Consider the following 18,333-nt stretch of genomic DNA (forward strand, 5'->3'; position numbering starts at 1 on the left):
CGGGACGGCGGCCGGCGGTCACCGCCCCGGTGCGCCCGCCCGCAGTCCGTCCATCACGAGGTCCATCAGCCGGGTGGCGCGCGGCTGCCAGTCCGAGTGCGGGTCGATCTGCCAGAGGCCGGCGATGGCGAGCAGGAAGTCGTCGGCGGTCACCCCTGGGCGGATGGTGCCGGCCTCTTCGCCGGCGCTCAGCAGGAGCCCGGCCGCGGAGGTCAGCGGGGTGTGCCCCGGTTTCGGCGGCGCCCCGGGCCCGCCGGTGGCCAGCCGGATGGCGTCCGCCAGGCCGGCCTTGGTCATGGCGAACCTGGTCAGGTGGTCCATCCACTCGCGCAGCGCCTGGTCCGGTTCCCGCGTTCCGAGCAACTGGGCTGCCGTGTCGGCGACCTGCTGCATCTCGTAGCGGTAGATCTCCAGGACGAGTGCCCCGCGGTTGGGGAAGTTGCGGTAGAACGTGCCCTGCCCGACGCCCGCCTTCTTGGCGATCGCGCTCAGCGAGGCGTTCGGGCACCGTGTCAGCTCGACCACGGCCACTTCGAGGATGCGCTCGCGGTTGCGCTGGGCGTCCGACCGCAGAGCCGCCTCCCTCTTCTGTTCCACTCGTCCTCCCGGCGGCGTGGCCGATCTTGGCCCTTGCTAACCGGACAGGTGTCCATTACGCTCCCTGCAAATGGACAGCTGTCCGCTTACCTTCACCATAGCGGCGATTCGGCCGGCGGCGATACGACCGGCCGGCGGCCGCCGGTGCCCGCCTTGTACCTCCCCTGCCTGCGGTTCTCCCGAGCCCGCCTCGCCGCGCACGGTCGCAGGCCGGGGGTTCCCCTTACGTCTCCTCGTTCGACCGCCTGCCGGCCCGCCCTCCCGACGGACTCCGGCGTACGCGAAAGAAGACTGATCATGGACCCTGTCCCAGCCACCCCGTCGGCGTCCAGCGCCATCACCTTGAAGGTCAACGGCGAGAAACACACGCTGCCCGTCGACCACCGCACCACCCTGCTCGACGCACTGCGCGAGCGGCTCGATCTGACCGGCACCAAGAAGGGCTGCGACCAGGGGCAGTGCGGTGCCTGCACCGTCCTGCTCGACGGGCGCCGTGCCGTGGCCTGTCTGCAACTCGCCGTGGCGGCCGAGGGGCGCGAGATCACCACCATCGAGGGCGTCGCCGAAGAAGGCGGTCAACTGCACCCGGTCCAGCAGGCGTTCCTCGACCTGGACGGATATCAGTGCGGCTACTGCACGCCGGGACAGATCTGTTCGGCGGTGGCGGTGATCGAGGAACACGCGGCGGGCTGGCCGAGCGCCGTCACCGGTGATGTGCGGCCCGAGGCGGGGTCGCCCCCGCTGACCGCCGAGGAGATACGGGAGCGGATGAGCGGCAACCTGTGCCGCTGCGGCGCCTATGTGTCGATCGTGCAGGCGGTCGCCCGCGCGGCGGCGGCCCATGGATCGACCACAGAGACCACAGAGACCACAGGGGCCGCAGCGGCCTCGGCGGCAGGGGGAGCGGCGGCATGAAGGAGTTCGGATATGAGCGCGCGTTCGACGTCTCCGGCGCCCTCGCGCTGCTCGACGCCGATTCCGGCGCCCGGTATCTCGGCGGTGGCACCAACCTCGTCGACCTGATGAAGGCCGGCGTCGAGCGCCCCACCCGCCTCGTCGACGTACGCGAACTGCCCCTGGACCGTATCGAGGCGGCCGACGGCGGCGGTCTGCGGATCGGCGCGACCGTCACCAACAGCGACCTCGCCGCACACCCCGAAGTCCGCAGGAACTACCCGGCGTTGACACAGGCCGTGCTGGCCGGTGCCTCCGGGCAACTGCGCAACATGGCCACCGTCGGCGGGAACCTGCTCCAGCGCACCCGCTGCGGCTACTTCACGGACGTGACCAAACCGTGCAACAAGCGTGTCCCCGGCAGCGGTTGCCCCGCCATCGAGGGCGAGCACCACAATCACGCCATCCTGGGCGCGTCCGGCCACTGTGCGGCGGTCCATCCCTCGGACATGGGCGTGGCACTGACCGCCTTCGACGCCGTCGTGTCGTACGAAACGGCTGACGGACCCGGCGAGTTGCCCCTCACGGACTTCTACGTGCCCGTGGGTGACACCCCACACCTGGAGACCGCTCTGCCGCCGGGGGCGCTGATCACCGGCATCACCCTGCCGCCCGCCCCGGTCGCGGCCTTCTCCCGCTACCGGAAGGTGCGCGAGCGCGCCTCGTACGCCTTCGCGATCGGCTCGATCGCCGTCGCGCTCGACGTCCGGGACGGAGTGGTCCACGACGTACGCCTGGCCTTCGGGGCGGTCGCGTCCCGCCCGTGGCGGGCCCGGGCGGCCGAAGCGGTGCTGACCGGGGCGCCCGCCGACGGCGAGACGTTCGCCGCCGCCGCGGACGCCGAACTGGCGGACGCCGAACCGCTGCCGCACAACGGGTACAAGGTGGCGCTGATGCGCAATCTCGTCGTGGCGGTGCTGACCGAACTCGCCGAGGAGGCCGCCCGATGACCACCACCACGACCACCAGGCTGAAGAGCGCGGTCGGGACCGCGCACATCCGGGTGGAGGGCCGCGACAAGGTCACCGGGGCCGCCCGCTACGCGGGCGAGATCCCCTTCGCCGAACTGGCCCACGGCTGGCTGGTGCTGTCCACCGTCGCCCGTGGCCGGATCCGCTCGATGGAGACCGCCGATGTCCTCGCGATGCCCGGGGTTCTCGCCGTCCTCCACCATGGCAACGCGCCGCGCGTCGACTCCGACTACGTCGGCCTCCTGGGGGGCCCGCCCGACCCGACCTGTGCGCTCTTCCAGCAGGACCGGGTGCCGTTCATGGGGTGGCCGGTGGCGCTGGTCGTCGCCGAGACGTCCGAGCAGGCCAGGGAGGCCGCCGAGGCGCTGGTCGTGGAGTACGACGTGGAACCGCACGACGTCGGGTTCACCGCCGACCGTCCGGACGCGTATCCCGTGGACGGCCATATGCCGGCCGTGACCGCGAAGGGGGACCTGGAGGCCGAGCTCGCCGCGTCCGCCGTCGTCGTGGACGAGGAGTACACCACCCCCGAAGAGCACCACAGCATGATGGAGCCACATGCGGCCACGGCCCTCTGGGAGGGCGGCCGGCTCGAAGTCGTCGACTCCAACCAGGGCACCACCTGGGTCGCGGGTGAGCTCGCGAATCTGTTCTCGCTCGACCCCGCCTCGGTCCGCGTGCGGTCCGAACACGTCGGCGGCGGCTTCGGGAGCAAGGGCGCGCGCGCTCACCAGGTCGCCGCAGTGATGGCGGCGACCGTCCTCCAGCGCCCGGTGCGCGTCGTACTGACCCGCCGCCAGATGTTCTCGCTGGCCGGCTACCGCAGCCCCACCGCGCAGCGGCTCAGGCTCGGCGCCGGCCCCGACGGGCGGTTGCGCGCGCTGGAACACCGCTCCCTGAGCCTCACCTCATCCGTGCACGAGTTCATCGAGCCGAGCGCCGGGGTGCCACGCGTCATGTACGACGCCGACGCCCACCACACGGCCAACCGGGTGGTGCGCCTCGACGTACCGACGCCGACCTTCATGCGCGCACCGGGCGAGGCACCGGGGTCGTTCGCGCTGGAGTCGGCGCTCGACGAACTCGCCGAGAAGTGCGGAATCGACCCGATCGAGCTGCGCGCCCGCAACGAACCCGAGCGGGGCCCCGTCTCCGGCCTGCCCTTCAGCGGCCGGAACCTGAACGGCTGCTTCCGGGAAGGCGCGCGCAGGTTCGGCTGGGCGGACCGGGACCCCCGTCCCGGCCTGCGTACCGAAGGGCGCTGGCTGCTCGGCACCGGCACGGCGGCGGCTTCGTTCCCGGCGGGGGCCGCACCGTCCACGGCCGCTGTGACGGCGGAGGCGGACGGGACCTTCACGGTACGGATCTCCGCCGCGGACATCGGAACGGGTGCGCGGACCGCGCTCACCCTGGTGGCGGCCGACGCGCTGGAGGCAGCCCCGGACCGGGTCCGGGTACGGATCGGCGACAGCGACTTCGGACCGGCGATGATCGCCGGCGGATCGATGGGCACCAGGTCCTGGGCATGGGCGATCACGGCCGCGGCCGGCGAACTGCGCGAGCGGCTCGTCCCGGGCGCCGACATCCCGCCGGAGGGCATCACGGTGCGGTCGGACACCACCGAGGCCATCGGCGCACTCGAAAAGAAGGAACGGCACTCCTTCGGGGCGCAGTTCGCCGAGGTCGCCGTGGACGTCGCCACCGGCGAGGTACGCGTACGGCGCATGCTCGGCATCTTCGCGGCGGGCCGGATCGTCAACCCGCTCACCGCCCGCAACCAGTTCCTCGGCGGAATGACCTGGGGCATCTCCATGGCCCTGCACGAGGAGGCCGTCCGGGACCGCGCCTCCGGCGGTCACTACGGCGCCGACCTCGCGGGGTACCACGTCGCCACGCACGCCGATGTGCCCGGTATCGAGGCGGACTGGATCGAGGACCCGGCCACCGACGACCCGGACGACCCGGTCGGCATCAAGGGCATCGGCGAGATCGGCATCGTGGGCGCCGCGGCGGCCATCGCCAACGCGGTCTGGCACGCGACGGGCGTACGCCACCGGGCCCTGCCCATCAGGCCCGACCGCGTCATCCTGGCCGGTACGGGGGACCCGCGTGCTTGACATCGCCGACGAGCTGCACCGCTGGGCCGAGGAGGGCCGGGACTTCGCCGTCGCCACCGTCGTCGCCGTCGGTGGCAGCGCCCCGCGCGGCCCCGGCGCCGCCCTGGCCGTCGACGTCGGGGGGAAGGTCATCGGCTCGGTCTCCGGAGGCTGTGTGGAGGCCGAGGTGTACGAGCTGTGCCGACAGGCGCTGGCGGACGGGGAGACGGTCGTCCAACGGTTCGGCTACAGCGACGAGGACGCCTTCGCGGCGGGGCTCACCTGCGGCGGGACCCTGGACATCATGGTCACGCCGGTCGCCGCAGACGCGCCCTGGCGGTCGGTGTTCCGGGCGGTGCTGGCCGGCGCCGCCCAAGGGGAGCCGGTGGCGGTCGCCCGGGTCGTCCGGGGCCCGGCCGGACTCCTCGGCAGGGCCCTGGCCGTACGCCCCGACGGTCCGCACGAAGGGAGCATCGGCGGCGGCGCGGAACTGGACCGGACGGCGGCCGCCGAGGCCCGGGCCATGCTGGACGCCGGGCGCACCGGCACGGTCGGCCTCTCGGAGGACGGATCGCACTGCCCCGGCGGTCTCACGCTGCTCGTCGAAGCGAACGTGCCGCCGCCCCGCATGATCGTCTTCGGCGCGGTCGACTTCGCCGCGGCGCTCGTGCGCGCCGGCAAGTTCCTCGGCTACCACGTGACGTTGTGCGACGCCCGGCCCGTCTTCGCCACGAGGGACCGCTTCCCCGAGGCCGACGACATCGTGGTCGACTGGCCGCACCGCTATCTGCGGCGTGCCCGGACCGACGGGCGCACGGTCCTGTGCGTGCTCACCCACGACGCCAAGTTCGACATCCCCCTGCTGAAGGAGGCGCTCCGGATGCCGGTCGCGTTCGTCGGCGCCATGGGGTCGCGCCGGACCCATCTGGACCGCGACCGGCGGCTGCGTGACGTCGGTCTGACCGAGGGGGAGCTGGCCCGGCTGAGGTCGCCGATCGGCCTCGACCTCGGCGCCCGCACCCCCGAGGAGACCGCCCTGTCGATAGCGGCTGAGATCGTGGCGGCCCGGCGGGGAGGGACGGGCATCCCGCTGACGGGCTCGGAGAGCCCGATTCACGCCGAGGGGGGAGAGCGCGGGGGCGTGGCGGCTGCCTGACGGATACCGGTGGCGGCTGCTCGGCCGATGCCGTCCACCGGGGGTGGCAGTCCAGGACATCCGACCCGGCGGGCCCTGCCCGACCAGGGCCCGCCGCAGTCATCAGGATCGCGTCAAGACACCCGCAGAAGCGGCCCCCCGTCCGTTATGCCGGAATCCCTGGCCGTAAGGTCGACGGAGAGTACTCACCCGTTCTCTGAAAGACAATGGGGCCATGGCACGAGGCAAGCTTCGAATATTCCTCGGCGCGGCACCGGGCGTCGGGAAGACGTACGCGATGCTGTCCGAGGCCCACCGCAGGGTGGAGCGGGGAACCGACTGCGTCGTCGCCTTCGTCGAGCACCACGACCGGCCGCGCACGGAGGTGATGATGCACGGCCTGGAGCAGATCCAGCGCCGTGAGATCGGCTACCGCGGCGGCGTCTTCACCGAAATGGACGTGGACGCGGTCCTGGAACGCGCGCCCGCCGTCGCCCTGGTCGACGAGCTGGCCCACACCAATGTCCCGGGCTCGCGCAACGCCAAGCGCTGGCAGGACGTGGAGGAGCTGCTCAAGGCGGGCATCGACGTCGTCTCGGCCGTCAACATCCAGCATCTGGAGTCGCTCGGCGACGTCGTCGAGTCGATCACGGGCGTCGCCCAGCGCGAGACCGTCCCCGACGAAGTGGTCCGCCGGGCCGACCAGCTCGAACTGGTCGACATGTCGCCCCATTCGCTGCGCCGCCGGATGGCCCACGGCAACATCTACAAGCCCGACAAGGTCGACGCTGCCCTCTCCAACTACTTCCGCCCCGGCAACCTCACCGCCCTGCGCGAGCTCGCGCTGCTCTGGGTGGCCGACCGGGTGGACGAGTACCTCCAGCAGTACCGCGGCGAGCACAACATCCGCTCCACCTGGCAGGCCCGCGAGCGCATCGTGGTGGGACTCACCGGCGGCCCCGAGGGCCGTACGCTCATCCGCCGCGCGGCCAGGATGGCCGCGAAGGGCTCGGGCAGCGAGATCCTCGCCGTCTACATCGCCCGGAGCGACGGCCTGACCTCAGCCTCGCCCAAGGAGCTGGCGTTCCAGCGGACGCTGGTGGAGGACCTGGGCGGCACTTTCCACCACGTCATAGGGGAGGACATCCCCTCCGCGCTGCTGGAATTCGCCCGCGGGGTCAACGCCACCCAGATCGTGCTCGGTTCCAGCCGCCGCAAGACCTGGCAGTACATCTTCGGCCCCGGCGTCGGGCAGACCGTGGCCCGGGATTCCGGGCCCGATCTGGACGTCCACATCGTCACCCACGAGGAGGTCGCCAAGGGGCGCGGGCTGCCGGTCGCACGCGGGGCGCGCCTGGGGCACGTACGGATCATCTGGGGCTGGCTGGCCGGGGTCGTCGGACCGGCCCTCCTCACCGTGCTGCTGACCAACATCGACGCCGAACTCGGCCTCGCCAACGACATGCTGCTCTTCCTGTCGCTGACGGTGGCCGCCGCGCTGCTCGGCGGGCTGCTGCCGGCGCTCGCATCGGCGGCCTTCGGCTCGCTGCTGCTGAACTACTACTTCGCGCCACCGCTGCATCTGCTGACGATCTCGAACTCCAAGAACATCGTCGCCATCGTGATCTTCGTGTCGGTGGCCGTGGCGGTGGCGTCCGTGGTGGACCAGGCGGCCCGCCGTACCCACCAGGCGGCCCGGCTGCGCGCCGAGTCCGAGATCCTCTCCTTCCTGGCGGGCAGCGTCCTGCGCGGCGAGACCTCACTGGACGCGCTTCTCGAACGGGTGAAGGAGACGTTCGCCATGGACTCCGTGGCACTCCTCGAACGGAAGAGCGACGTCGACCCATGGGTCTGTGTGGGCAGCGTCGGGCCCCGGCCACTGGCACGCCCCGAGGACGCCGACGTGGACATGCCGATCGGCGACCATATGGCGATGGCGCTCACCGGCCGTGTGCTGCCCGCCGAGGACCGCAGGGTGCTCGGCGCCTTCGCCGCCCAGGCCGCCGTCGTACTGGACCGCCGGCGCCTCGTCGGCGAGGCCGAGGAGGCCCGCAGGCTGGCCGAGGGCAACCGCATCCGTACGGCGCTCCTCGCGGCCGTCAGCCACGATCTGCGGACTCCGCTCGCCGCCATCAAGGCGGCTGTCAGCTCGCTGCGCTCCGACGACGTCTCCTGGTCGGACGAGGACGAGACGGAACTGCTCGCGGGCATCGAGGACGGCGCGGACCGCCTCGACCACCTCGTGGGCAACCTCCTGGACGTATCGCGGCTCCAGACCGGCACCGTCACCCCGCTGATCCGCGAGATCGACCTCGACGAGGTCGTCCCGATGGCGCTGGGCGGGGTCCCCGAGGGCAGCGCCGAGCTGGACATCCCGGAGACGCTGCCCATGGTGGCCGTCGACCCGGGCCTGCTGGAGCGGGCCGTCGCGAACATCGTCGAGAACGCCGTCAAGTACAACCCCGGAGACGTGCCCGTCACCGTGGCCGCCAGCGCGCTGGGCGACCGCGTGGAACTGCGCGTCGCCGACCGGGGGCCCGGCGTCCCCGACGAGGCCAAGGAACGCATCTTCGAACCCTTCCAGCGCCTCGGCGACGCCCCGCGCGGCGTGGGCGTCGGCCTCGGACTCGCGGTCGCCCGCGGCTTCGCCGAGGCCATGGGCGGCACGCTCGGCGCCGAGGACACCCCAGGCGGCGGCATGACCATGGTCCTCACCCTGAGAGCGGCCACGGGACCGGCAGCCGCGGGCTCCACCACGGCCACCCCATCGGCAGAAAGGCAGATCCAGCTATGACCCGGGTGCTCGTGGTCGAGGACGATCCGCAGATTGTGCGCGCCCTTGTGATCAACCTGAAGGCGCGCAAGTACGAGGTGGACGCCGCCCAGGACGGGGCCACCGCACTCCGGCTGGCAGCCGCCCGCCACCCCGACGTGGTCCTCCTGGACCTCGGGCTGCCCGACATGGACGGTGTGGAGGTCATCAAGGGCCTGCGCGGCTGGACCCGGGTTCCCGTCCTGGTGCTCTCCGCCCGCCACACATCGGACGAGAAGGTCGAGGCGCTGGACGCGGGCGCCGACGACTACGTCACCAAGCCCTTCGGCATGGACGAGCTGCTGGCCCGGCTGCGGGCCGCGGTCCGCAGGGCCGAGCCCGTCGGGCCGGACTCCGGGGCGGGGGGCGAGGACGTCTCGCTGGTGGAGACCGCGGAGTTCACTGTCGACCTGGCGGCCAAGAAGGTGCAGCGCGGGGGCCGCGACGTCCGCCTGACGCCGACCGAGTGGCACCTCCTGGAGGTGCTCGTACGGAACACCGGCCGGCTGGTCAGCCAGAAACAGCTGCTCCAGGAGGTCTGGGGCCCCTCGTACGGCACGGAGACCAACTATCTGCGTGTCTACATGGCCCAGCTGCGCCGCAAACTGGAGGCCGACCCCTCACACCCCAGGCACTTCGTCACCGAGCCCGGCATGGGGTACCGCTTCGAGCACTGAGAGGGTTTCGAGCACCGAGAGAGCGAGGGCAGCAGGCGGAGGCGCCGGCGAGGGCCGGCAGGGATGGGACAGCGGGGGGCAACGGGTACCGGGCCCCCGGTACCCTTCACCTATGAGCGCTAAGCCGACCGGCCGCTTCCGCCGGATGATCGACCGGCTGTCGACCTCGCAGGAGGATCTGCACTCCGCGGAGCTGCAGGAGGACTCGCAGGCCACCGGGTGCACCAGGATCTCCGAGTGCACCGACCGCGAGATCGTCAAGGTGACTGGTACCTTGCGCACGGTCACCCTGCGTCCCCGGGCCGGAGTGCCCGCCCTGGAGGCCGAGCTGTTCGACGGCACGGCCCCGCTGGACGTGGTGTGGCTGGGGCGGCGCTCGATCGTCGGCATAGAGCCCGGCCGCAAGCTGATCGCCTCCGGCCGGATCTCCATGAGCCACGGCCGGCGGGTGCTGTTCAACCCCAAATACGAACTGCGACCGCTCGGACAGGAGTAGCCGGTGACGTCTCTCGACAAGCCGACCACAACCGACCAGGACACCGCTGCCAGAGCCGTCACGGAGGCAGCTCTCTTCGAAGCCTTCGGCGGAGTGCGGGGCATGGTGGAGACCGTGCTCCCGGGCCTGCTGTTCGTGACCATCTTCACGATCAACAAGGACCTGAAGACCTCCGCGATCGCCGCCGTCGCGGTCTCCCTGGTGCTCGTCGTGGTGCGGCTGGTCCGCAGGGACACCGTCAAGCACGCCTTCAGCGGCGTCTTCGGCGTCGCGTTCGGTGTGGTCTTCGCGATGATGACCGGCAACGCCAAGGACTTCTATCTCCCGGGCATGCTCTACACGCTGGGCCTGGCTCTCGCCTACCTCGTCACGGCGGCGGTCGGCTTCCCGCTGATCGGGGTGATCCTCGGGCCGGTCTTCAAGGAGAACCTCTCCTGGCGCAACCGCAACCCCGGCCGCAAGTCGGCGTACGCGAAGTCGAGTTGGGCCTGGGGACTGATCCTCCTCGCGAAGTGCGCGATCCTCTTCCCGCTGTACTGGTGGGCCGACACCACGCAGTTCGGCTGGGTGCTGATCGCGCTGAAGATCCCGCCGTTCCTGCTCGCGGTCTACCTCACCTGGGTCTTCCTGGCGAAGGCGCCGCCGCCCATCGACGTGTTCGCGGAGATGGAAGCCGAGGAAGAGGCCGAGAAGGCCCGGAAGGCGGCCGCGGCCGCCGAGACACAGCGCGGCGAGGCCTGACCGGCGGCGCCGGCGCAGAGCCGCACGGCCACCCGTACACGGCCACCGCACACAGCAACCCCGCACACGCAGAACGCCGTACCGGATCGATCCCGGTACGGCGTTCCGCTGTGCGGGCAGCCCGTACGGTACGGCTCCCGGCCGGAGCGGTTACCCGGCCGCGCCCTCCCGGCGTACCGACAGCAGGTCCTCCAACTGCTCCTCGCGCGCCTGCGCGGCCACGAACAGCAGCTCGTCGCCCGCCTCCAGGGTCTCCTCCGGACTCGGCGTCAGGACGCGCGTGCCGCGGATGATGGTGACCAGCGAGGTGTCCTCGGGCCACGCCACATCACTGACCTGGGTACCGGCCAGCGCCGACTCGGGCGGCAGCGTCAGCTCGACGAGGTTGGCGTCACCGTGGCTGAAGCGCAGCAGCCGCACGAGATCGCCGACGCTCACGGCCTCCTCGACCAGCGCCGACATCAGCCGCGGCGTGGAGACCGCGACATCGACGCCCCAGGACTCGTTGAACAGCCACTCGTTCTTCGGGTTGTTCACCCGGGCCACGACCCGCGGTACCCCGTACTCCGTCTTCGCGAGCAGCGAGACCACCAGGTTGACCTTGTCGTCACCGGTCGCGGCGATCACCACGTTGCACCGCTGCAGCGCCGCCTCGTCCAGCGAGGTGATCTCGCAGGCGTCCGCGAGCAGCCACTCGGCCAGCGGCACCCGCTCCACCGAGATGGCGGTGGGCGCCTTGTCGACCAGCAGGACCTCGTGCCCGTTCTCCAGCAGCTCACCCGCGATGGAACGCCCCACCGCGCCGGCCCCGGCAATAGCCACACGCATCAGTGACCGCCCTCCTCGGGACCTCGGGCGAAGGCCGCTTCGACCTTTTCGACCTCGGCCGTGTGCATCATGACGTGCACCAGATCACCCTCCTGGAGCACAGTCCGGGACGTGGGCAGCGTCGCCTCCCCCAGACGTGTGAGAAACGCGACGCGCACGCCCGTCTCCTCCTGGAGCTGGCTGATCTTGCGGCCGATCCAGGCAGCCGACGTATGCACCTCCGCGAGCTGCACACCCCCGCTCGGATCGCGCCACAGCGGTTCGGCGCCGGACGGCAGCAGCCGCCGCAGCATCTGGTCGGCGGTCCAGCGGACCGTCGCGACGGTCGGGATGCCCAGGCGCTGGTAGACCTCGGCACGGCGGGGGTCGTAGATGCGGGCGGCGACGTTCTCGATCCCGAACATCTCGCGGGCGACCCGCGCCGCGATGATGTTCGAGTTGTCCCCGCTGCTCACCGCGGCGAACGCACCGGCCTCCTCGACACCCGCTTCACGGAGGGTGTCCTGGTCGAATCCGACTCCGGTGACCCGGCGACCGCCGAACCCGGCGCCCAGACGGCGGAAGGCCGTGGGGTCCTGGTCGATGACTGCGACCGTGTGCCCCTGCTGTTCCAGGGTCTGCGCGAGAGCGGCTCCCACTCGCCCGCAGCCCATGATGACGATGTGCACGACCGTCCTTCCACACGTCCGTAAATTTTCGGTCATAACTGTTCCACCGGAAAATGGCCCCGGCCGAGGAATAAAGACTCTCAGACAAGCGGCCAAGCTACACACGCGCGGTGCGGGTGGGGAGCCCTGTGCGGGGAGCCTCTGACAAGGAGGGGGAAGTTCCGCCGTGACGAGCCCGTGGCGATGAGGGGGTGGGGGTGCGCGTCCCCTATATCGAACGCTTACGATCCTCACCGTGTCCAAACTGACCGACGTGCCCAAACGCATCCTGATCGGCCGGGCGCTGCGCAGCGACAAGCTGGGCGAGACCCTTCTCCCCAAACGCATCGCGCTTCCCGTCTTCGCCTCCGACCCCCTGTCCTCGGTGGCGTACGCCCCGGGAGAAGTGCTGCTCGTCCTCTCCGTAGCGGGTGTGTCGGCCTACCACTTCAGCCCGTGGATCGCGGCTGCCGTGGTGGTGCTGATGTTCACCGTGGTGGCGTCCTACCGGCAGAACGTGCACGCCTACCCGAGCGGCGGCGGTGACTACGAGGTCGCCACCACCAACCTCGGGCCGAAGGCCGGGCTCACCGTGGCCAGCGCCCTGCTCGTCGACTACGTCCTCACCGTCGCGGTGTCGATCGCCTCCGGCGTCGAGAACCTCGGCTCGGCGATCCCCTTCGTCGTCGAGCACAAGGTGTTCTGCGCCGTCGCGATCATCGTGTTGCTGACCCTGATGAACCTGCGCGGTGTGAAGGAATCGGGGAAGCTTTTCGCTATTCCTACGTACGTCTTCGTCGCCGGCGTCTTCATCATGATCGCGTGGGGCGCCTTCAGGGGGTTCGTGCTCGGCGACACCATGAAGGCCCCGACCGCGGACTTCACGATCCACGCCGAGCGGGGCGGCCTCAGCGGCTTCGCCATGGTCTTCCTGCTGCTGCGGGCCTTCTCCTCCGGCTGTGCGGCGCTCACCGGCGTCGAGGCGATCAGCAACGGCGTGCCGGCCTTCCGCAAGCCGAAGAGCAAGAACGCCGCGTCCACGCTGGCGCTGATGGGCATCCTGGCCGTCACGATGTTCTGCGGAATCATCGGCCTCGCCATGGCCACCAACGTGCGGATGGCGTCCAACCCCGCCACCGATCTGCTCAACCACGGTGTCCCGGTGGGGTCCGGCTACAACCAGGACCCGGTGATCTCGCAGGTGGCCGCCGCCGTGTTCGGCAACGGCACCTTCCTGTTCGTGGTCCTCGCCGCGGCGACGGCGCTGGTCCTCTTCCTGGCCGCCAACACCGCGTACAACGGCTTCCCGCTGCTCGGTTCGATCCTCGCCCAGGACCGCTACCTGCCGCGCCAGCTGCACACCCGGGGCGACCGGCTGGCCTTCTCCAACGGCATCGTGCTGCTGGCGGGCGCCGCCGTGCTGCTCGTGGTGATCTACGGCGCCGACTCGACACGGCTGATCCAGCTGTACATCGTCGGCGTGTTCGTCTCCTTCACCCTCAGCCAGACCGGCATGGTCCGGCACTGGAACCGCCACCTGGCGACGGAGAAGGACCCCAACAAGCGCCGCCACATGATCCGTTCGCGTGCGATCAACGCCTTCGGCGCCTTCTTCACCGGTCTGGTGCTGGTCGTCGTCCTGGCCACCAAGTTCACCCACGGCGCCTGGGTCGCCCTGCTCGGCATGGTGATCTTCTTCGGGACCATGACCGCGATCCGCAAGCACTACGACCGGGTGGCCGAGGAGATCGCGGCGCCGGACGAGCCGTCCGACGACAGCCTGCGCCCGTCGCGCGTCCACTCGATCGTGCTGGTCTCCAAGCTCCACAAGCCGACGCTGCGCGCGCTCGGTTACGCGAAGCTGATGCGCTCCGACCGCCTGGAGGCGCTCTCCATCGGCGTGGACCCGGCCGAGACGAAGGCGCTCAAGGAGGACTGGGAGCGGCGCGGCATCAATGTGCCGCTGAAGATCCTGGATTCCCCGTACCGGGAGATCACCCGGCCGATCATCGAGTACGTACGGGGCCTGCGGCGCGAGAGCCCGCGGGACGTGGTCTCCATCTACATCCCCGAGTACGTGGTGGGGCACTGGTACGAGCACGTCCTGCACAACCAGAGCGCCCTGCGCCTGAAGGGGCGGCTGCTCTTCACCCCCGGTGTCATGGTGACCTCGGTCCCGTACCAGCTGGAGTCCTCGGAACTCGCGAAGAAGCGCGCGAAGAAGCGGGCCGACTGGAACGCGCCGGGCGCGGTGCGCCGGGGCCCGGTGGCCAGGCGGCCCGAGGAGCCCGTGGGCGCTGCCGCAGGGAAGGGCGCGAAGGGCGCCAAGGGTACGAAGAACACGAAGGACACGAAGAACACGAAGGGGCCGAAGGGCGAGAGCTGAGCGGACGGGCCGGGCCGGCACCGGCCCGGTCTGTTCTGCCGGCGTTCCGCCTGCATCCGACGGCGACTGGTGAACAGCCGGGCAACACCCACGTAGACTGGTGGGTCGTTGTCCGGCTGTTCCCTTTTGATCTTCTGGAGTCCCCCCGCCATGCAGACAGAACCCACGTCATCGCTGGTCGGGGAGGAGTACGAGGTCGAGGTCGGCCCCGTCGCGCACGGCGGCCACTGCATCGCCCGCAACGAGGAGGGCCGCGTCCTCTTCGTACGGCACACCCTGCCCGGCGAGAAGGTCGTCGCCCGGGTGACCGATGGCGAGGCGAGCTCACGCTTCCTGCGGGCCGACGCCGTCCGGATCATCGAGGCGTCCAAGGACCGGGTCGAGGCCCCGTGCCCCTTCGCCGGCCCCGGCCGGTGCGGCGGCTGCGACTGGCAGCACGCCAAGCCGGGCGCACAGCGCAGGCTCAAGGGCGAAGTGATCGCCGAGCAGCTCCAGCGGCTGGCGGGCCTGACCCCGGAGGAAGCGGGCTGGGACGGCACCGTGATGCCCGCCGAGGGCGACAAGCTTCCCGCGGGCGAGGTGCCCGCGTGGCGCACCCGGGTCCAGTACACGGTGGACGACCAGGGCAGGGCGGGGCTGCGCAAGCACCGCTCGCACGAGGTCGAGCCGATCGACCACTGCATGATCGCGGCGCCGGGCGTCACGGAACTGGGCATCGAGAAGCGCGAGTGGCCGCAGCTGGCATCGGTCGAGGCCATCGCGGCCACCGGCTCCAGCGACCGCCAGGTCGTCCTCACCCCGAAGCCGGGCGGCCGGCTGCCGCTGGTCGAGCTCGACCAGCCGGTCTCCGTGCTGCGCGTCGAGGAACACGACGGGGGAGTGCACCGCGTCCACGGCCGCCCCTTCGTCCGCGAACGGGCCGACGGCCGCACGTACCGCGTCGGCATGGGCGGCTTCTGGCAGGTCCACCCGCAGGCGGCCGACACTCTGCTGAAGGCTGTGATGCAGGGCCTGATGCCCCGCAAGGGCGACACGGCGCTCGACCTGTACTGCGGAGTCGGCCTGTTCGCGGGCGCCATCGCCGAACGGGTCGGCGAGCAGGGCGCGGTGCTCGGCATCGAGTCCTCCAAGCGCGCATGCGAGGACGCCAGGCACAACCTGAAGGAACTGCCGAGGGTCCGCATCGAACACGGCAAGGTCGAGGCGGCCCTGCCCCGCACGGGCATCACCGAGACCGACCTGATCGTCCTGGACCCGCCCCGAGCGGGCGCGGGCAAGCAGACGGTCAAGCACTTGTCGGCCCTGGGCGCCCGCCGTATCGCGTACGTCGCGTGCGACCCGGCAGCGCTGGCCCGGGACCTGGCGTACTTCCGGGAGGGCGGGTACAAGGTGCGGGTGCTGCGGGCGTTCGATCTGTTCCCGATGACGCACCATGTGGAGTGCGTGGCGATTCTGGAGCCCCTCGCGAAGGCCGCCTGACCTGCGGGTTCGGGTGGTGGTGTCCGGATCGGTGCGTTGACCGGGGCCAGGTGTTGGACCCGGTCTTTCGGCCCATGGATCCAAGTCTCGGCAGGAGTCCGGCCAAGGAATCCCCGGCCTTGCGGAACTCAGGTTGGGCGCGGCATGTCGCGGGCGTAGCGGAATCCGGCGTGGCCGCTGGAGCTGTCGGGGGTGTTGGCGGTGCGTGCCGCGACACGATAGCGGTTGCAGTAGGAGGCGTGACACATGTGGGAGCCGCCCCGGATGACCTTGGCGTCCCCGTTTGCGGGCCCTGTCGGGTCGGTGAGCCCGTGCCTGTGGTGGTCGGTGGTCCACCAGTCCGCGCACCACTCCCATACGTTGCCGACCATGTTGAACAGTCCGTAGCCGTTGGGACGGAACGCGTCGACGGGTGCGGTGCCGTGGAAGCCGTCGTCGCCGGTGCTGTGATGGGGGAAGCGGCCGCGCCAGATGTTGCACCGGTACTCACCCTCCGGGTTCAGCTCGTCGCCCCAGGGATAGCGGCGCTGGGCGAGGCCGCCGCGTGCCGCGCACTCCCACTCCGCCTCCGTGGGCAGGCGTTTGCCCGCCCAGTGCGCATATGCCGTGGCATCGTTCCAGGACACATGGACCACCGGGTGGTCGCCCCTGCCATCGAGGCTGCTGCCGGGCCCTTCGGGCCGTGCCCAGGTGGCGGCGGGCACCGCGCACCACCACGGGCTGTGGCCGGGACTCGGCGCACCTCGGCGAAGGCGGTCGGGCAGGAAGCCGGCGAAGACGTATGACCAGCCGATCCGTTCGGCATCGGTGGCATAGCCGCTGTCCTCGGCGAAAGCGCGGAAGGCGTCGTTGGTGACGGCGTGCACGTCGATGAGGAACGGGGCCACGTGTACCTCCCGGACCGGGCCTTCGCCGTCGGCGTGCAGAGTGTGGCTGCCCTGGCCGCCCATCAGGAACGGGCCGCCGGGAATTCGGGCCATGCCCTCGCCGCTGCCACGTCGAGCCGGTGGCGCCAGGGGGGTCGCCCTGGTAGCGCCGCCGCCTCGCGGCATGCAACAGCTGGGAACGGGACGGCGGTCGGGCACAGTTCTCACCTCGGTCGGTCGGTGGGTCGGTCGGTGGGCCGGTCAGGACAGGGCGGTCGATCGTCGCTGGTCCAGTTCCTGCTGGGCGTGGAGCACGTCGTCGGCGTACGGGCGGTACAGCAGGGTCAGGAAGGCGCCGTTGGCGAGCATCAGAACGACCAGGACCCACAGGAACACAGCCCGTAGTCCGATGGTGTCGCCGAGATACCCGGCGCCCAGGCTGAAGACGGCCCAGGCAATGGCCTCGGCGATCGAGCCGTAGACGGTGAAGGCGGCTCCGCGCAGTTCGGGCGGTGTGACCGCCATGACCATCGGGCGGTTGACGCCGGGGTTGACGCCCTGCGCCGTCCCCATGAGGGCGAAGAACACGGCGAACAGGGCGAGGGAACCGTAGTCGAACTGGGTGCCGAAGTAGGCCAGGACGGCGAAGGCGATCTGTGCGGTCTGCAGCACGGCGGGCAGCCCGTAGCGAGGGCTGCGGCGGGAGGCCCAGTCGGCCACGAGACCGCCGAGCACGGTACCGGCGAAGTAGCCGATGCCGAGGGGGAGCAGGATGACGGAGGCAGCCTGGGTGGTGAAGCCGTGGACGTCGACGAGGAAGACGACGGCGAATGCGGCCCCCACCAGATGGCCGGACATGAGGCGGGAGATCAGCAGGAGCTGGAAGGTGCGGATCTTCAGCAGCGCCGCGATCTGGGCCCGGGTGACGCTCGCGGTCGCTCTGCGGGCCTTGGGGGCGAGGTCGGCGAGCTGGGGTTCGGCCGCGCCGTGGCCGGGGTCGCGCAGCCACAGCCACAGCACCAGACTGAAGAGGATGTTGAAGATACCGATCCCCCACAGACCCCAGCGCCAGCCGTCATCGAAGCCGGCCAACTGCCCCTTGAGCGCTGCCACGATGGCGCTGGTCAGCGCGACCCCTCCGTAGAGAAGGCCGACGGCTCGGCCGCGCGAGGGGGTGTCGAACAGGTCGCCGATGATTTCGGTGACGATGGGCTGGGCGGCGGCATAACCGGCGGCGAGCACGGTGGTGAGGATGAGGAGCTGGGTGAAGTTCTGTGCGAATCCTGCTGCCACGCCCCACACGCCCCACAGGCCGGTGGAGACGATGAGGACGCCTTTGCGGGACCAGCGGTGTGCCAGCCATACCCACAGCGGGGCGGTGATGACGCCGATGAGTTTACCGGCGGCGCCCAGCACGCCCAGGGCGCCGAGCGACAGGCCCAGAGCATGCCGGATGACGGGGAACAGACCGCTGATCAGACCGCTTTCGGCGCTGTCGATGAGCATCGTGCCACCGAGGAGGGGCAGTTGTCGCCAGCGGTCCGGGACCACAGCGCCCTTGGCATCCTCGTGGGGTTTGGCGGGATCGCGGGCGAGGTCGGTCACCACGAACCTCTTTCTGCGCGGGAGCGGGAGCGGGAGCGGGAGC

The 18,333-nt window shown here is 70.9% G+C and carries 15 protein-coding genes; 10 read left to right on the plus strand and 5 right to left on the minus strand.

The genetic code is table 11. The features are described from left to right. Positions 1-18: 18 nt before the first annotated feature. Positions 19-597, minus strand: coding sequence for a TetR/AcrR family transcriptional regulator (locus tag OHB13_RS28570; protein WP_266852197.1), 579 nt, complete (start codon positions 595-597; stop codon positions 19-21). A 297-nt stretch (positions 598-894) separates the two neighbouring features. On the opposite strand from OHB13_RS28570, the gene OHB13_RS28575 reads away from it, so the two are divergent. From OHB13_RS28575 to OHB13_RS28610, 8 genes are all read left to right on the plus strand, one after another. After that, on the plus strand, positions 895-1,512 hold the full coding sequence (locus tag OHB13_RS28575) for a 2Fe-2S iron-sulfur cluster-binding protein (RefSeq protein ID WP_328378950.1): 618 nt from the start codon (positions 895-897) through the stop codon (positions 1,510-1,512). Further along, complete coding sequence (locus tag OHB13_RS28580) at positions 1,509-2,501, plus strand: FAD binding domain-containing protein (protein WP_328378951.1); 993 nt, start codon at positions 1,509-1,511, stop codon at positions 2,499-2,501. The genes OHB13_RS28575 and OHB13_RS28580 overlap by 4 nt, the downstream gene beginning before the upstream one ends. Then, on the plus strand, positions 2,498-4,639 hold the full coding sequence (locus OHB13_RS28585) for a xanthine dehydrogenase family protein molybdopterin-binding subunit (protein WP_328378952.1): 2,142 nt from the start codon (positions 2,498-2,500) through the stop codon (positions 4,637-4,639). The genes OHB13_RS28580 and OHB13_RS28585 overlap by 4 nt, the downstream gene beginning before the upstream one ends. Then, a complete protein-coding gene (locus OHB13_RS28590; protein ID WP_328378953.1) occupies positions 4,632-5,774 on the plus strand; it encodes an XdhC/CoxI family protein in 1,143 nt (380 codons plus the stop codon). The genes OHB13_RS28585 and OHB13_RS28590 overlap by 8 nt, the downstream gene beginning before the upstream one ends. 214 nt (positions 5,775-5,988) lie before the next feature. Then, positions 5,989-8,547 carry an ATP-binding protein gene (locus OHB13_RS28595; protein WP_328378954.1) on the plus strand — a complete coding sequence of 853 codons (2,559 nt, stop codon included), beginning with the start codon at positions 5,989-5,991 and terminating at the stop codon, positions 8,545-8,547. After that, positions 8,544-9,242, plus strand: coding sequence for a response regulator (locus OHB13_RS28600; RefSeq protein WP_266852185.1), 699 nt, complete (start codon positions 8,544-8,546; stop codon positions 9,240-9,242). Before OHB13_RS28595 ends, OHB13_RS28600 begins: the two co-directional genes overlap by 4 nt. Positions 9,243-9,387: 145 nt before the next feature. Further along, complete coding sequence (locus tag OHB13_RS28605; protein ID WP_266860640.1) at positions 9,388-9,738, plus strand: OB-fold nucleic acid binding domain-containing protein; 351 nt, start codon at positions 9,388-9,390, stop codon at positions 9,736-9,738. 3 nt (positions 9,739-9,741) lie between these two features. Then, on the plus strand, positions 9,742-10,479 hold the full coding sequence (locus OHB13_RS28610) for a DUF3159 domain-containing protein (RefSeq protein ID WP_266852183.1): 738 nt from the start codon (positions 9,742-9,744) through the stop codon (positions 10,477-10,479). A 150-nt stretch (positions 10,480-10,629) separates the two neighbouring features. Here OHB13_RS28610 and OHB13_RS28615 read toward each other — a convergent pair whose 3' ends face one another. Then, positions 10,630-11,307: a potassium channel family protein gene (locus tag OHB13_RS28615; protein WP_266852181.1), complete on the minus strand. Its 678-nt coding sequence runs from the start codon at positions 11,305-11,307 to the stop codon at positions 10,630-10,632. Continuing rightward, positions 11,307-11,975 (minus strand): potassium channel family protein, encoded by a 669-nt coding sequence (locus tag OHB13_RS28620; RefSeq protein ID WP_266852179.1) that lies wholly within the window; start codon positions 11,973-11,975, stop codon positions 11,307-11,309. The genes OHB13_RS28615 and OHB13_RS28620 overlap by 1 nt, the downstream gene beginning before the upstream one ends. A 235-nt stretch (positions 11,976-12,210) precedes the next feature. Here OHB13_RS28620 and OHB13_RS28625 point away from each other — a divergent pair, with 235 nt between their 5' ends. Further along, positions 12,211-14,340: an APC family permease gene (locus OHB13_RS28625; RefSeq protein ID WP_328378955.1), complete on the plus strand. Its 2,130-nt coding sequence runs from the start codon at positions 12,211-12,213 to the stop codon at positions 14,338-14,340. A gap of 150 nt (positions 14,341-14,490) precedes the next feature. Beyond that, positions 14,491-15,819 carry a class I SAM-dependent RNA methyltransferase gene (locus tag OHB13_RS28630; protein ID WP_328378956.1) on the plus strand — a complete coding sequence of 443 codons (1,329 nt, stop codon included), beginning with the start codon at positions 14,491-14,493 and terminating at the stop codon, positions 15,817-15,819. 128 nt (positions 15,820-15,947) lie between these two features. Here the strand turns inward: OHB13_RS28630 and OHB13_RS28635 are convergent, their stop codons facing one another. Further along, positions 15,948-16,904 carry a formylglycine-generating enzyme family protein gene (locus OHB13_RS28635; protein WP_443062975.1) on the minus strand — a complete coding sequence of 319 codons (957 nt, stop codon included), beginning with the start codon at positions 16,902-16,904 and terminating at the stop codon, positions 15,948-15,950. A gap of 42 nt (positions 16,905-16,946) precedes the next feature. Next, positions 16,947-18,290 carry an MFS transporter gene (locus tag OHB13_RS28640; RefSeq protein ID WP_328378958.1) on the minus strand — a complete coding sequence of 448 codons (1,344 nt, stop codon included), beginning with the start codon at positions 18,288-18,290 and terminating at the stop codon, positions 16,947-16,949. Between the last annotated feature and the right edge of the window lie 43 nt (positions 18,291-18,333).

Origin of the sequence: Streptomyces sp. NBC_00440, from assembly GCF_036014215.1 — a bacterium.
GTDB lineage: Bacteria > Actinomycetota > Actinomycetes > Streptomycetales > Streptomycetaceae > Streptomyces.